At 55.1% G+C, this 12,930-nt stretch carries 14 protein-coding genes; 11 read left to right on the top strand and 3 right to left on the bottom strand.

Features of this window, described 5'->3' with window-relative positions:
- Window positions 1-70 precede the first annotated feature (70 nt).
- Both lpcA and E0L16_RS00110 read left to right on the top strand, forming a co-directional pair.
- Window positions 71-649 (top strand): D-sedoheptulose 7-phosphate isomerase, encoded by a 579-nt coding sequence (lpcA, locus tag E0L16_RS00105; RefSeq protein ID WP_131636039.1) that lies wholly within the window; start codon window positions 71-73, stop codon window positions 647-649.
- 48 nt (window positions 650-697) lie between these two features.
- Window positions 698-1,465 carry a class II glutamine amidotransferase gene (locus E0L16_RS00110; RefSeq protein ID WP_102750185.1) on the top strand — a complete coding sequence of 256 codons (768 nt, stop codon included), beginning with the start codon at window positions 698-700 and terminating at the stop codon, window positions 1,463-1,465.
- Here the strand turns inward: E0L16_RS00110 and dpaA are convergent.
- A complete protein-coding gene (gene dpaA, locus E0L16_RS00115) occupies window positions 1,436-2,176 on the bottom strand; it encodes a peptidoglycan meso-diaminopimelic acid protein amidase (RefSeq protein WP_063869167.1) in 741 nt (246 codons plus the stop codon). The genes E0L16_RS00110 and dpaA overlap by 30 nt on opposite strands.
- Before the next feature lie 300 nt (window positions 2,177-2,476).
- Here dpaA and E0L16_RS00120 point away from each other — a divergent pair, with 300 nt between their 5' ends.
- The 7 genes from E0L16_RS00120 to nqrM are packed head-to-tail and all read left to right on the top strand — an operon-like array spanning window position 2,477 to window position 8,516.
- Window positions 2,477-3,820 (top strand): Na(+)-translocating NADH-quinone reductase subunit A, encoded by a 1,344-nt coding sequence (locus tag E0L16_RS00120; protein ID WP_131636040.1) that lies wholly within the window; start codon window positions 2,477-2,479, stop codon window positions 3,818-3,820.
- A 2-nt stretch (window positions 3,821-3,822) separates the two neighbouring features.
- Window positions 3,823-5,058 (top strand): NADH:ubiquinone reductase (Na(+)-transporting) subunit B, encoded by a 1,236-nt coding sequence (locus E0L16_RS00125; protein ID WP_131636041.1) that lies wholly within the window; start codon window positions 3,823-3,825, stop codon window positions 5,056-5,058.
- Window positions 5,051-5,845, top strand: a complete 795-nt coding sequence (locus tag E0L16_RS00130) for a Na(+)-translocating NADH-quinone reductase subunit C (RefSeq protein WP_063869161.1) — start codon at window positions 5,051-5,053, stop codon at window positions 5,843-5,845. The genes E0L16_RS00125 and E0L16_RS00130 overlap by 8 nt, the downstream gene beginning before the upstream one ends.
- Window positions 5,838-6,476 (top strand): NADH:ubiquinone reductase (Na(+)-transporting) subunit D, encoded by a 639-nt coding sequence (locus E0L16_RS00135; RefSeq protein ID WP_003863219.1) that lies wholly within the window; start codon window positions 5,838-5,840, stop codon window positions 6,474-6,476. Before E0L16_RS00130 ends, E0L16_RS00135 begins: the two co-directional genes overlap by 8 nt.
- Window positions 6,477-6,482: 6 nt before the next feature.
- Entirely contained in the window at window positions 6,483-7,079 is a 597-nt protein-coding gene (nqrE, locus tag E0L16_RS00140) for an NADH:ubiquinone reductase (Na(+)-transporting) subunit E (protein WP_003863217.1), read from the top strand.
- Window positions 7,080-7,089: 10 nt separating this feature from the next.
- On the top strand, window positions 7,090-8,313 hold the full coding sequence (gene nqrF / locus E0L16_RS00145; protein WP_131636042.1) for an NADH:ubiquinone reductase (Na(+)-transporting) subunit F: 1,224 nt from the start codon (window positions 7,090-7,092) through the stop codon (window positions 8,311-8,313).
- A gap of 2 nt (window positions 8,314-8,315) precedes the next feature.
- Window positions 8,316-8,516 (top strand): (Na+)-NQR maturation NqrM, encoded by a 201-nt coding sequence (gene nqrM, locus E0L16_RS00150; protein ID WP_063451766.1) that lies wholly within the window; start codon window positions 8,316-8,318, stop codon window positions 8,514-8,516.
- Between the two features lie 30 nt (window positions 8,517-8,546).
- Here nqrM and E0L16_RS00155 read toward each other — a convergent pair whose 3' ends face one another.
- The gene (locus E0L16_RS00155; protein ID WP_131636043.1) at window positions 8,547-9,410 is read right to left on the bottom strand and encodes a glycerophosphodiester phosphodiesterase family protein; all 864 of its coding nucleotides are present in this window, start codon (window positions 9,408-9,410) and stop codon (window positions 8,547-8,549) included.
- 160 nt (window positions 9,411-9,570) lie between these two features.
- Here E0L16_RS00155 and dinB point away from each other — a divergent pair, with 160 nt between their 5' ends.
- Window positions 9,571-10,629 carry a DNA polymerase IV gene (dinB, locus tag E0L16_RS00160; RefSeq protein ID WP_063869155.1) on the top strand — a complete coding sequence of 353 codons (1,059 nt, stop codon included), beginning with the start codon at window positions 9,571-9,573 and terminating at the stop codon, window positions 10,627-10,629.
- A 55-nt stretch (window positions 10,630-10,684) separates the two neighbouring features.
- Here dinB and pepD read toward each other — a convergent pair whose 3' ends face one another.
- The gene (pepD, locus tag E0L16_RS00165) at window positions 10,685-12,142 is read right to left on the bottom strand and encodes a cytosol nonspecific dipeptidase (RefSeq protein ID WP_131636044.1); all 1,458 of its coding nucleotides are present in this window, start codon (window positions 12,140-12,142) and stop codon (window positions 10,685-10,687) included.
- A gap of 259 nt (window positions 12,143-12,401) precedes the next feature.
- Here pepD and gpt point away from each other — a divergent pair, with 259 nt between their 5' ends.
- Entirely contained in the window at window positions 12,402-12,860 is a 459-nt protein-coding gene (gene gpt, locus E0L16_RS00170) for a xanthine phosphoribosyltransferase (protein WP_003863205.1), read from the top strand.
- Window positions 12,861-12,930 lie beyond the last annotated feature (70 nt).

Below are 12,930 nucleotides of genomic sequence, written 5' to 3' on the forward strand. Positions count from 1 at the left end.
AGCTTCTCGCTTTTAGCGCTATCCGGTACACTCCACTGTGTTATTTCATCAATACTGAAGGATTATCCTCATGTACCAGGATCTTATTCGTAACGAACTGAACGAAGCGGCGGAAACGCTGGCGAACTTTCTGAAAGATGATGCCAATATTCACGCTATTCAGCGCGCGGCGGTCCTGCTGGCTGACAGCTTCAAAGCCGGTGGCAAAGTGCTTTCGTGCGGTAACGGCGGCTCCCACTGCGACGCCATGCACTTCGCAGAAGAGCTGACCGGACGCTATCGCGAAAACCGTCCGGGCTACCCGGCGATTGCGATTTCCGACGTCAGCCACATCTCCTGCGTAGGCAATGACTTCGGTTACGACCACATCTTCTCCCGCTACGTTGAAGCGGTAGGCCGTGAAGGCGACGTGCTGCTGGGGATCTCCACTTCCGGTAACTCCGCTAACGTGATCAAAGCGATTGACGCGGCGCGTGAGAAGGGCATGAAGGTGATCACCCTGACCGGGAAAGATGGCGGTAAGATGGACGGTACGGCGGACATTGAAATCCGTGTTCCACACTTCGGTTATGCCGACCGCATTCAGGAAATTCACATCAAAGTGATCCATATCCTGATTCAGTTAATCGAAAAAGAGATGGTTAAGTAAGGCTTCGCTGGGGGGCGCCGCTGCCCCCCGCTGTTGTGGAGGTAATCTATGTGCGAACTGCTCGGGATGAGCGCCAATGTGCCAACCGATATCTGCTTTAGCTTCACCGGGCTGGTTCAGCGCGGTGGAGGAACCGGGCCGCATAAAGACGGCTGGGGCATTACCTTCTACGAAGGCAAAGGTTGTCGCACATTTAAAGATCCGCAGCCCAGCTTTAACTCACCCATTGCCAAACTGGTGCAGGACTACCCAATTAAATCCTGTTCGGTGATCGCCCACATTCGTCAGGCCAACCGCGGTGAAGTGGCGCTGGAAAATACCCATCCGTTTACCCGTGAACTGTGGGGCCGGAACTGGACCTACGCGCATAACGGCCAGCTTACGGGCTATAAATCGCTGGAAACCGGGAATTTTCGACCGGTTGGCGAAACCGACAGTGAAAAAGCGTTTTGCTGGCTGCTGCACAAGCTGACCGAGCGCTACCCGCGCACGCCCGGCAACATGGCCGCCGTTTTTAAATACATTGCGTCGCTGGCGTCGGAATTACGCGAGAAGGGCGTTTTCAATATGCTGCTGTCAGACGGGCGTTACGTGATGGCGTTTTGCTCCACAAATCTTTTCTGGATCACGCGCCGCGCGCCGTTTGGCGTCGCCACGTTGCTCGATCAGGATGTGGAAATTGATTTTCAGAAGGAGACCACACCGAACGATGTGGTCACCGTCATTGCAACGCAGCCGCTGACGGGCAACGAAACCTGGCAAAAGATCATGCCAGGCGAGTGGGTGCTATTTTGCCTCGGGGACCGCGTAATTTGACGCAAGCTGCGGCTGAACCACTTCGTGGCTGAGCGGTTTACTCACCACGTAACGGCCATTGACGATGGATACCACCGGCGGCTTATGGGTCTGCTCGAAGTAGTCATAGCCCGGTTTTAGCTGTTTCCAGAAATCCGTATACACAGAGTACTTATGGCGTGCCATGTTGGCATCCGTCATACGGAACGGATAAATGCTGACCTGAACATTCGGCTGGCCAAAGACCAGAGCGCCGGTGACAAACTGGAAAATCTCATCAATGCCGGAATCCGTCATCGCATAACAGCCGACAGACACGCAGGCGCCGTGGATCATCAGGTATTTACCCTCGTAACCGTGAGCGCGGTCGAAGGCATTAGGGAAACCGATGTTAATCGCTTTATAGAAGCGGCTGTCCGGTTTTAGCTGGTTACGCTGAACGTTATAAAACCCTTCCGGACTTTTAAAGTCGCCCTGACGCTGTTTTGGCCCCAGCCCGCCAGAATAGTTACAAATTTTGTAGCTATCGAGCAGCTGATACGTCTCGCCCATTTTGACAAACAGATCGAGTGTGCGCTCTTCCTTGAAGATTTGAATATAAACCGGGGACCCCATCAACTGCTGTTTATATTCTTTGCTGACCGGCGTCGTTGAACTGTTACTGCTGAGCAGCCCGGCAAACGACATGCACGGTATCAGAAGCATCGCAATGAACAATGCGATTTTACGCATACTACTGGTTCCTTGATAAAACAATGACCAACTTGCCAGAACGGCAAAAGACACCCGAAATCAGACTAATCTGCACAGGAGCGCTCACATTAGCACCGATGGAGATTTTCGCAAGAGCCAACCTTTGCGTTTACAAATTAGTTTTACTTTATAACCCATTCAAATTGCCGTGACTCCAGGAACTTTGCGCAATAGCTCGCATTTCAGCGCGCCAGACGGCGGATTTGCTGCCCTTGCAGGGGCGGGAAATGGTACACTCCGGCCACTCTGGATTGTTGTTCATGGATACCTGCTAACCACATGTTTAGAATCAGAAAAGGACTCGATCTGCCAATCTCTGGCGTGCCTGAACAGCACGTAACAACTGGCGCCAGTATTCACCATGTCGCTCTTGTGGGTGATGATTACGTGGGCATGCGTCCTGCGATGCTGGTACAGGAAGGCGATCGCGTAATAAAAGGACAGGCGCTTTTCGAGGATAAAAAAAATCCTGGCGTTATGTTTACAGCCCCTGCCAGCGGCACCGTCGTGGCCATCCATCGTGGTGAGCGTCGCGTCCTGCAATCGGTCGTTATTCAAATTGAAGGTGACGAAAAACGCGAGTTTGCGCGTTTTGACGCCGCCGATCTCGCTACCCTCAGCCACGACGCGGTGCAGACGCAACTGCTGGAGTCCGGTCTGTGGACGGCGCTTCGCACGCGTCCCTATAGCAAAACGCCCGTGCCAGGCACCGTGCCCGCCGCTATCTTCGTCACGGCCATCGACACCAACCCGCTCAGCGCGGATCCGCAGCCTATTATCCTGGCCGAACGAAAAGCTTTCGATGCCGGTCTCACCGTGTTAACACGCCTGACGCCGGGCAAAGTGCATGTCTGCCAGGCCAGCGGCGGCAAGCTGGGCGGGCATCCGCAGGGACAGGTCGCTTTTAATGAATTTGCCGGCCCGCATCCGGCCGGGCTGGTGGGAACGCATATTCACTTTCTGGAGCCGGTGAGCCTGACGAAACAGGTCTGGCATCTCAATTACCAGGACGTTATTGCTATCGGTAAGCTGTTCACCACGGGTGAGCTGTGCGCGGAACGCATCATTGCCATCGGTGGCCCTCAGGCAACCCGTCCGCGTCTGGTTCGTACGCTGCTTGGATCAGATTTAACTGCGCTGCTGGCTGGCGAAACGAAAGAAGGCGAAAACCGCATTATTTCCGGTTCGGTGCTGAGTGGCAGGCACGCGACAGGCCCGAAGGCCTGGCTGGGGCGTTTCCATCTTCAGGTGAGCGTAGTGCTTGAAGGGCGCGAGAAAGAGCTGTTCGGCTGGGTGCTGCCTGGCGCGGAAAAATTCTCCGTGACCCGCACCACGCTGGGCCACTTCCTGCGTCATAAGCTGTTTAACTTCTCCACCAGCACGAACGGCGGCGAGCGCGCCATGGTCCCGATTGGCAACTACGAACGCGTTATGCCGCTGGATATTCTGCCTACCGTGCTGCTGCGCGATCTCCTGGCCGGCGATACCGACGGTGCCCAGGCGCTGGGCTGCCTGGAGCTGGACGAAGAAGATCTGGCGCTGTGTACCTATGTGTGTCCAGGTAAATACGAATACGGACCCGTATTGCGCGAGGTGTTAACCCGCATTGAGCAGGAAGGATAACCATGGGCTTAAAACACCTCTTCGAAAAAATTGAGCCGCATTTTACCGAGGGTAAGCTGAAGAAGTATTACCCGCTGTATGAAGCGACGACGACTATTTTCTACACCCCTGGGCTGGTGACGAAAGGCGCGGCGCACGTTCGCGACGCCATCGACCTCAAGCGAATGATGATTCTGGTCTGGTTTGCGGTCTTCCCGGCGATGTTCTGGGGGATGTATAACGTTGGATTGCAGACGATTCCGGCACTGCACCATATGTACGATGCAGAGCAGCTGGCGCAGGTGATTCAGTCTGACTGGCACTACCGTCTGGCGCAGTCTCTTGGCGTAAGCTTTGCGGCAGATGCCGGCTGGGTCAGCATGATGACCCTGGGCGCCGTCTTCTTCCTGCCGATCTATATGACCGTCTTTATCGTGGGCGGTTTCTGGGAAGTCCTGTTCGCTATTATTCGCAAGCATGAGATCAACGAAGGTTTCTTTGTTACCTCTATTCTGTTTGCGCTGATTGTTCCGCCCACGCTACCGCTCTGGCAGGCGGCGATGGGGATCAGCTTTGGCGTGGTCATTGCCAAGGAGATCTTCGGCGGGACCGGACGTAACTTCCTCAACCCGGCGCTGGCGGGGCGCGCGTTCCTGTTCTTTGCCTACCCGGCGCAAATCTCTGGCGACCTGGTGTGGACGGCTGCGGACGGATTCTCGGGCGCTACGCCACTTTCACAGTGGGCGGCAGGCGGCGGCGAAACGCTGGTCAATAATGCCACCGGCCAGCCTGTCACCTGGTTAGATGCGTTTCTTGGCAATATTCCAGGTTCTATCGGTGAAGTGTCTACCCTGATGATCGTGATCGGCGGGGCCATCATCCTCTTTGGCCGCGTGGCCTCCTGGCGCATTGTCGCAGGCGTCATGCTCGGGATGGTACTCACCGCCACGCTGTTCAATTTCATTGGTTCAGACACTAACCCAATGTTCTCCATGCCGTGGTACTGGCACCTCGTGCTGGGAGGCTTTGCGTTTGGCATGATGTTCATGGCCACCGATCCCGTCTCGGCTTCGTTTACCGACAGGGGTAAATGGTGTTACGGCGCGCTCATTGGGGTGATGTGCGTACTGATTCGCGTGGTCAACCCGGCCTATCCGGAAGGGATGATGTTGGCCATTCTGTTTGCCAATCTGTTTGCGCCGCTGTTCGACTACCTGGTCGTGCGCGCCAACATTAAGCGGAGGAAGGCGCGTGGCTGAAATCAAAAATAACGACAGCATCAGCAAAACGCTGCTGGTGGTGCTGGTACTGTGCCTGGTCTGCTCCATTGTCGTGGCGGGCTCTGCCGTAGGGTTAAAACCGCTACAGCAGGAGCAACGCGCGCTGGATAAACAGCGTAACATCCTGGCCGTAGCCGGGCTGATGCAGGAAGGCATGACGAAGGATGACGTCGCGGCCGTGTTTGCCGAACGCATTACCGCCCGGCTGGTGGATTTAAAAACCGGCGAACTGATGGATAAAGACCCGGCGAAATATAACCAGGCGCTGGCGTTAAAGGATCCGCAGATGAGCACCGTGCTTGACGCCTCGCAGGATCCGGCTGGCATCAAGCGCCGCAGCAATGTCGCGGAGATTTACCTCGTTCGTGACGAGCAAAAGCGCATACAGGAAATCGTGTTGCCCATCTACGGCAACGGCTTGTGGTCAATGATGTACGCCTTTGTGGCGCTGGATACGGATGGCCGCACGGTCAAAGGCATTACTTATTACGATCAGGGCGAAACGCCGGGGCTGGGGGGCGAGGTTGAAAACCCTAACTGGCGCGCACAGTTTGTCGGTAAAAAAGTGCTCGACGACAACGGCCAGCCTGCGCTCAAGGTGGTGAAAGGGGGCGCACGTCCCGGCGATGAGTTCGCCGTTGACGGTCTTTCCGGCGCCACGCTCACCTCTAACGGGGTGCAGCACAGCTTTGATTTCTGGATGGGTGAACTGGGCTTTGGTCCCTTCCTGAAGAACGTACGTGAAGGAGCGCTGAACAATGGCTGATACGGGTGAACTGAAAGAAGTTAAAAAGGTGCTGATTGGCCCACTGTTAGCCAATAACCCGATAACGCTTCAGGTGCTGGGCGTGTGCTCGGCTCTGGCGGTGACCACCAAGCTGGAAACGGCGGTGGTGATGACGCTGGCGGTAACGCTGGTGACGGCGTTCTCCAGCATGTTTATCTCAATGATTCGCCACCATATTCCCAATAGCGTGAGGATCATCGTCCAGATGGCGATCATTGCCTCGCTGGTGATTGTGGTCGATCAGCTCCTGCGCGCCTTTGCTTATGAAACCTCGAAGCAGCTTTCGGTGTTTGTCGGCCTGATTATCACCAACTGCATCGTGATGGGGCGTGCTGAAGCCTATGCGATGAAAATGCCGCCGCTGGCAAGCTTTATGGACGGTATCGGCAACGGGCTGGGTTACGGCGTGATCCTGCTGACGGTCGGTTTCCTGCGCGAGCTTATTGGCAGCGGCAAGCTGTTCGGCATTCCGGTGCTGGATACGGTACAGAACGGCGGCTGGTATCTGCCGAACGGCCTGTTCCTGCTGGCCCCAAGCGCATTTTTCATTATCGGTTTGCTGATCTGGCTGATTCGTACGCTGAAGCCTGAACAGCAGGAAAAGGAGTAACCGACAATGGCTCATTACCTGAGTTTATTTGTGCGCGCGGTGTTTGTTGAAAACATGGCGCTCGCGTTCTTCCTGGGCATGTGTACGTTCCTGGCCGTTTCTAAAAAGGTCTCGACGGCATTTGGCCTGGGCGTGGCGGTCACCGTTGTGCTTGGGCTTTCCGTTCCGATTAACAACCTGGTGTTCAACTTCGTGCTGCGCGATGGCGCGCTGGTGGAGGGCGTTGATCTCAGCTTCCTGAACTTCATCACCTTTATCGGAGTGATTGCGGCGCTGGTGCAAATCCTCGAGATGATCCTCGATAAGTATTTCCCGTCGCTGTACAACGCGCTGGGGATCTTCCTGCCGCTGATCGCCGTGAACTGCGCCATCTTCGGTGGCGTCTCGTTTATGGTGCAGCGCGATTACAACTTCAGTGAATCGGTGGTGTATGGCTTCGGCTCCGGTATCGGCTGGATGCTGGCGATTGTTACCATGGCGGGGATCCGTGAAAAAATGAAATATGCCAACGTGCCGGCGGGGCTTCGTGGCTTAGGGATCACCTTTATCACCACCGGCCTGATGGCGCTGGGCTTTATGTCCTTCTCCGGTGTGCAGCTATAAGGGCTAACAGATGGAAATTATTCTTGGCGTGGTAATGTTCACGCTGATAGTACTGGTGCTGTCAGGGCTGATCCTGGCAGCGCGCGCAAAGCTGGTTAATTCCGGGGATGTGATCATTGATATCAATGACGATCCGCAGAACCAGATCCGCACTCCGGCAGGGGATAAGCTGCTCAATACGCTCTCGGGCAACGGGATTTTTGTCTCGTCAGCCTGCGGTGGAGGCGGCTCATGCGGGCAGTGCCGCGTGACGGTGAAAGAGGGTGGCGGCGATATTCTGCCAACGGAACTGTCGCATATCACGAAGCGTGAAGCGAAAGAGGGCTGCCGTCTGGCGTGTCAGGTCGCGGTGCGCCAGAACATGAAGATTGAGCTGCCGGAGGAGATCTTCGGCGTGAAAAAATGGGAGTGCGAAGTTATCTCTAACGATAACAAAGCCACGTTCATTAAAGAGCTCAAGCTGCGCGTTCCCGAAGGGGAGAGCGTCCCGTTCCGTGCGGGTGGGTATATCCAGATTGAGTGTCCGGCGCACACTGTGGCCTATGCGGACTTCGACGTGCCGGATGAGTACCGGGCTGACTGGGATAAGTTTAATCTCTTCCGCTTTGTTTCCGAGGTAAAAGAGCCCGCGCTGCGCGCCTATTCCATGGCTAACTATCCGGAAGAGAAGGGGATCATTATGCTCAACGTGCGTATCGCCACGCCGCCGCCGAATGTGCCCGATGCCCCGCCGGGCGTGATGTCGTCGTATATCTGGTCCCTCAAGCCTGGCGATAAGGTGACGATTTCCGGCCCGTTTGGGGAGTTCTTCGCCAAAGATACCGATGCGGAAATGGTCTTTATCGGCGGCGGCGCGGGTATGGCGCCGATGCGTTCGCATATCTTTGACCAGCTCAAACGGCTTAGCAGCAAGCGTAAAATCAGCTTCTGGTACGGCGCGCGTTCACTGCGCGAAATGTTCTATGACGATGAGTTTGAACAGCTGGCGCGTGATAACCCTAACTTTACCTTCCACGTGGCGCTATCCGATCCGCAGCCGGAAGATAACTGGACAGGCTACACGGGCTTCATCCACAACGTGCTGTATGAAAACTACCTCAAACAGCATCCGGCACCGGAAGACTGCGAGTTCTATATGTGTGGTCCGCCAATGATGAACGCCGCCGTGATTAAGATGCTCAAAGATCTGGGCGTGGAAGATGAGAACATCATGCTCGATGATTTCGGAGGCTGATTATGTTGACCTTTCTGGCAACCTTTGCGGTGTTTGTGCTGGTGATATTCGGGATGTCTTTAGGCTGGATCATCAAGCGTAAAAGCATTCAGGGCAGCTGTGGAGGCATCTCTTCCATCGGAATGGAAAAAGTTTGCGACTGTCCGGAACCGTGCGATGCGCGGAAAAAACGAATGGCCCGGGACCAGCAGAGGATCATCTAAAAAAAGGCCGCTTCGTGCGGCCTTTATCATTTATTTTGCCCAGCTTTTGGCGTTGGCTGGTGAGTCTACAAGAACCCCTTCGGCACCCAATGCTTTCGCCTTCTGGTAATCCTCTTCAGAATTCACGCCGATAAAAATCAGATGGGCATTGCCCTGAGAGCGGAAGCAGTCCACGGCCTCTTTGTCCCACGTTAACGTTGCGGGGGAAACACCTTCGCCTAAGGTGAATTTCTCTACCACCTCTACTTTTCGGTTTAACTCAAGCCCATACCAGTAATCGTCCATTTTTTGGGAAGGCGGCAGGCATTCGTGGCTCAATGACACTGTGGCCAGCCGTGTACGGGTTTCGCTGCGCGTGACAAAGCGGGGGATTTCGGCAGGCAATGCTGCCATATAGCGATCTTCGGTGGAATAAACGCGAACACGATTCAGGCTGTTGGTCTCTTTCAGTACGTTAAGCAGCTTGCTGCCCATTGTCGCCGGATCGGCGTCCGGAGATTTGATATCAATAAAAAACCGCGTGTCTGGCCAAGCCGTCAGTACCGCCTTCAGCGTAGATACTGACGTATTCAGCATGTCTTTCGCCAGGCCCTTATCTTTCCATTTTACGCTGGCATCCGCTTTTGCCAGTTCTTCAGCGGTAAACTGTGATACTTTTCCCTGCAAGCTGGTTAACGCTTTCAGGTCAGCTGGTCGATACAGAACCGGCACGCCATCCCGACTAAGCTGCACGGTTATCCAGACAATATCGGCTTTATTTTCGAGCGCGAGCTTAATTGCAGGCAGGGTGTTTTCAGGGGCATCCGCCGTACCCCCCCGGTGAGCAACGATCCCGGGATGAGCCGATGCCGCACTCGCCAGAAACAGTAACGACACCGAAAGTATTTTCCTCATCAATGATAACCCTCTATGTATTTTATTTAAATATATGAATATAAAGACTTTATTTGGGTTATTTGTAACATGGATTTATGACAATCGTGAGAAAGGAAAATAGCTGACGCATTTTTTGCCTTTTGTTATACTGTATATAAATACATGTGTGGTGTAATCAATGCGCAAAATAATCCATGTCGATATGGACTGTTTTTTTGCCGCAGTGGAGATGCGTGACAACCCCGCGCTGCGGGACATCCCTATCGCCATTGGCGGCAGTCGTGTCCAGCGCGGTGTGATCAGCACCGCGAACTATCCTGCACGCAAATTTGGCGTGCGCAGCGCCATGCCGACGGCGATGGCGCTGAAGCTGTGCCCGCACCTCACCCTTTTGCCGGGGCGCTTTGAAGCCTACAAAGAAGCGTCGAGCCATATTCGTGAGATCTTCTCTCGCTACACTTCGCTGATTGAACCCCTGTCGCTGGATGAGGCCTATCTGGACGTCACCGACAGCCTGCACTGCCACGGCTCCGCCACCCTGATGGCGCAGGAGATCCGCCAGACTATCTTTAACGAGCTGAATCTGACGGCATCGGCGGGCGTCGCGCCGGTCAAATTTCTCGCCAAAATCGCCTCCGATTTAAATAAGCCCAACGGCCAGTACGTCATCACCCCGGAAGAGGTGCCGGCGTTTTTGAAAACGCTGCCGCTCAGCAAAATCCCCGGCGTGGGAAAAGTCTCTGCCGCAAAGCTGGAAAGTATGGGGCTACGCACCTGCGAAGACGTCCAGCGAAGCGATCTGGCCCTGCTGCTTAAGCGTTTTGGCAAGTTTGGCCGCGTATTGTGGGAGCGCAGTCAGGGCATTGACGACCGCGATGTAAACAACGAACGGTTGCGTAAATCGGTCGGGGTTGAACGCACGTTAAGCGAAGATATTCATGACTGGTCGGCATGTGAAACCATCATTACGGAACAGCTCTATCCAGAGCTGGAGCGACGGCTGATCAAAGTGAAACCTGATTTACTGATTGCCCGCCAGGGCATCAAGCTGAAATTTAACGACTTTCAGCAGACGACGCAGGAGCACGTCTGGCCGCGCCTGAACAAAGAAGATCTTATCGCGACGGCGAAAAAGGCGTGGGAAGAACGACGAGGCGGGCGAGGGGTGAGGCTGGTGGGACTGCACGTCACGCTGCTGGATCCGCAGCTGGAGCGTCAGCTGGTTTTGGGATTGTAGATTGCACTCATCGTAGGCCCGGCAAGCGTAGCGCCGCCGGGCAACAGACGACAAATTACTTCGCAGGGATCGCCTTCAGCAGTTCAGTCAGCAGCGTCCAGTAATGCCCAACGCTTTCAATGTGAACCTGCTCATCCGGCGAGTGTGGCCCGGTGATGGTTGGCCCAATGGAAACCATGTCCATGTCCGGATACGGTTTTTTGAACAGACCACACTCCAGACCCGCGTGAATAACCTGAATGTTCGGGGTGCTGTTGAACAGGCGCTGATAGGTTTCACGCACCAGTGCCATAACCGGAGAACTTGCATCCGGCTGCCAGCCCGGGTAGCTGCCTTTTGCAGACGTTTTCGCGCCCGCCAGAGTACCCAGAGATTCCAGCATGCTCACCACGTACTCTTTACCGCTGTCGATCAGGGAACGGATCAGGCAGATGATTTCCGCGTTGTCGTCGCCCATGGTCACCACACCCACGTTCAGGGAGGTTTCCACCACGCCTTTCGCGACGTCAGAGTTACGGATCACGCCGTTTGGCGTCGCGTTCAGCAGTTGAACAAACGTGTCACGAGACTGCGCGGTCAGCGCGGCTTTATCCGTCGTAACGGACTCCAGCACCACGTTCAGGTTTTTCTCTTTCTCAGAGAGCTCGTTTTTCAGGATATCCAGATATGCGCTGGCGAGTTTTTTCAGCTCGTCCGCTTTCGCCGCGGGTACCGCCACGGTCGCGAAGGCTTCGCGAGGGATTGCGTTACGCAGGGTACCGCCGTTGAAGTCCACCAGGCGCAGATCCAGCTCAGCCGCGTGGCCCGCCAGGAAACGTGCCAGCAGTTTGTTGGCGTTGCCCAGGCCCAGGTGAATATCACCGCCGGAGTGGCCGCCTTTCAATCCTTTCAGCGTCAACTTGAAGGTTTCGAAGCCAGCAGGAACCGCCTCGCGGGACAGCGGCAGGGTAGAGATGAAGTCGATCCCGCCCGCGCAGCCCATGTAGATCTCACCTTCTTCTTCAGAGTCGGTGTTGATCAGAATGTCCGCTTGCAGCCAGTTCGCCTGAAGGCCGAACGCGCCGTCCATGCCCGCTTCTTCGGTCATGGTCAGCAGCACTTCGAGCGGACCGTGCTCGACGCTGTCGTCAGCCAGCACGGCCAGCGCGGAAGCCATACCAATACCATTATCCGCGCCCAGCGTTGTGCCGCGCGCCTTCACCCACTCGCCGTCGATATACGGCTGGATCGGGTCTTTGGTGAAGTCGTGAACGGTGTCGTTGTTTTTCTGCGGAACCATGTCCAGGTGCGCCTGCAAGACAACCGGCTTGCGGTTTTCCATACCTGCGGTGGCAGGTTTGCGGATAAGAATGTTGCCAACCTGGTCACGCTCGGCGTGCAGACCTTTTTCCTTTGCCCAGCCCATAATATGTTCGGCAAGCTGTTCTTCATGATAGGAAGGGTGCGGAATGGAGCAGATTTTGGCAAAAATATCCCACAGCGGCTGCGGAGATAATTGAGACAGTTCAGACACGATAGGTCTCCTTGTCGATGCGCTGCAAAACAATGTTGCAGGTCACAGGGTTAGCAGGTTGATTGTTACCACAAGACGGGCTTGCGAGATGCAACTGAGAATACCACTTTCTCCCGTGGCTGGTAGCATAAAGCATGTAAAAACTCAGGCTGTTGGCGCGTAACACTGGTTTTTAGTGCGTCAGATCTCTATAATCTCGCGCAACCTGGTTCACCCTCATTTTTTTTAAGCCGTATATAAACAGGCTGGGACACTTCACATGAGCGAAAAATACGTCGTCACCTGGGACATGTTGCAGATTCACGCACGCAAACTGGCTGCGCGTCTGATGCCTTCCGAACAGTGGAAAGGCATTATTGCCGTCAGCCGTGGCGGTCTGGTACCGGGGGCGCTGCTGGCACGTGAGCTGGGTATTCGTCATGTCGATACCGTCTGTATCTCCAGCTACGATCACGACAACCAGCGCGAGCTGAAAGTGCTGAAACGCGCGGAAGGCGACGGTGAAGGCTTCATCGTTATCGACGATCTGGTGGACACCGGCGGTACCGCGGTAGCCATCCGCGAAATGTATCCAAAAGCGCACTTCGTCACTATCTTCGCGAAGCCAGCGGGCCGCCCACTGGTTGATGATTACGTCATTGATATCCCGCAGGATACCTGGATTGAACAGCCATGGGATATGGGCGTGGTCTTCGTACCGCCTATCTCAGGCCGTTAATTTCAGTACGTAACTTTACACGCCCGGCTATGCCGGGCGTTGTTCTTTTTGGCCTGCCACGCGTTACAAT

Source organism: Enterobacter quasihormaechei, from assembly GCF_004331385.1.
Lineage (GTDB): Bacteria > Pseudomonadota > Gammaproteobacteria > Enterobacterales > Enterobacteriaceae > Enterobacter > Enterobacter quasihormaechei.

Bases quoted from the DNA above. Each gene is read 5' to 3' on its own strand.
- lpcA (WP_131636039.1), top strand. From the start codon at position 71: ATGTACCAGGATCTTATTCGTAACGAACTGAACGAAGCGGCGGAAACG.
- E0L16_RS00110 (WP_102750185.1), top strand. From the start codon at position 698: ATGTGCGAACTGCTCGGGATGAGCGCCAATGTGCCAACCGATATCTGC.
- dpaA (WP_063869167.1), bottom strand. From the start codon at position 2,176: ATGCGTAAAATCGCATTGTTCATTGCGATGCTTCTGATACCGTGCATG.
- E0L16_RS00120 (WP_131636040.1), top strand. From the start codon at position 2,477: ATGTTTAGAATCAGAAAAGGACTCGATCTGCCAATCTCTGGCGTGCCT.
- E0L16_RS00125 (WP_131636041.1), top strand. From the start codon at position 3,823: ATGGGCTTAAAACACCTCTTCGAAAAAATTGAGCCGCATTTTACCGAG.
- E0L16_RS00135 (WP_003863219.1), top strand. From the start codon at position 5,838: ATGGCTGATACGGGTGAACTGAAAGAAGTTAAAAAGGTGCTGATTGGC.
- nqrE (WP_003863217.1), top strand. From the start codon at position 6,483: ATGGCTCATTACCTGAGTTTATTTGTGCGCGCGGTGTTTGTTGAAAAC.
- nqrF (WP_131636042.1), top strand. From the start codon at position 7,090: ATGGAAATTATTCTTGGCGTGGTAATGTTCACGCTGATAGTACTGGTG.
- nqrM (WP_063451766.1), top strand. From the start codon at position 8,316: ATGTTGACCTTTCTGGCAACCTTTGCGGTGTTTGTGCTGGTGATATTC.
- E0L16_RS00155 (WP_131636043.1), bottom strand. From the start codon at position 9,410: ATGAGGAAAATACTTTCGGTGTCGTTACTGTTTCTGGCGAGTGCGGCA.
- dinB (WP_063869155.1), top strand. From the start codon at position 9,571: ATGCGCAAAATAATCCATGTCGATATGGACTGTTTTTTTGCCGCAGTG.
- gpt (WP_003863205.1), top strand. From the start codon at position 12,402: ATGAGCGAAAAATACGTCGTCACCTGGGACATGTTGCAGATTCACGCA.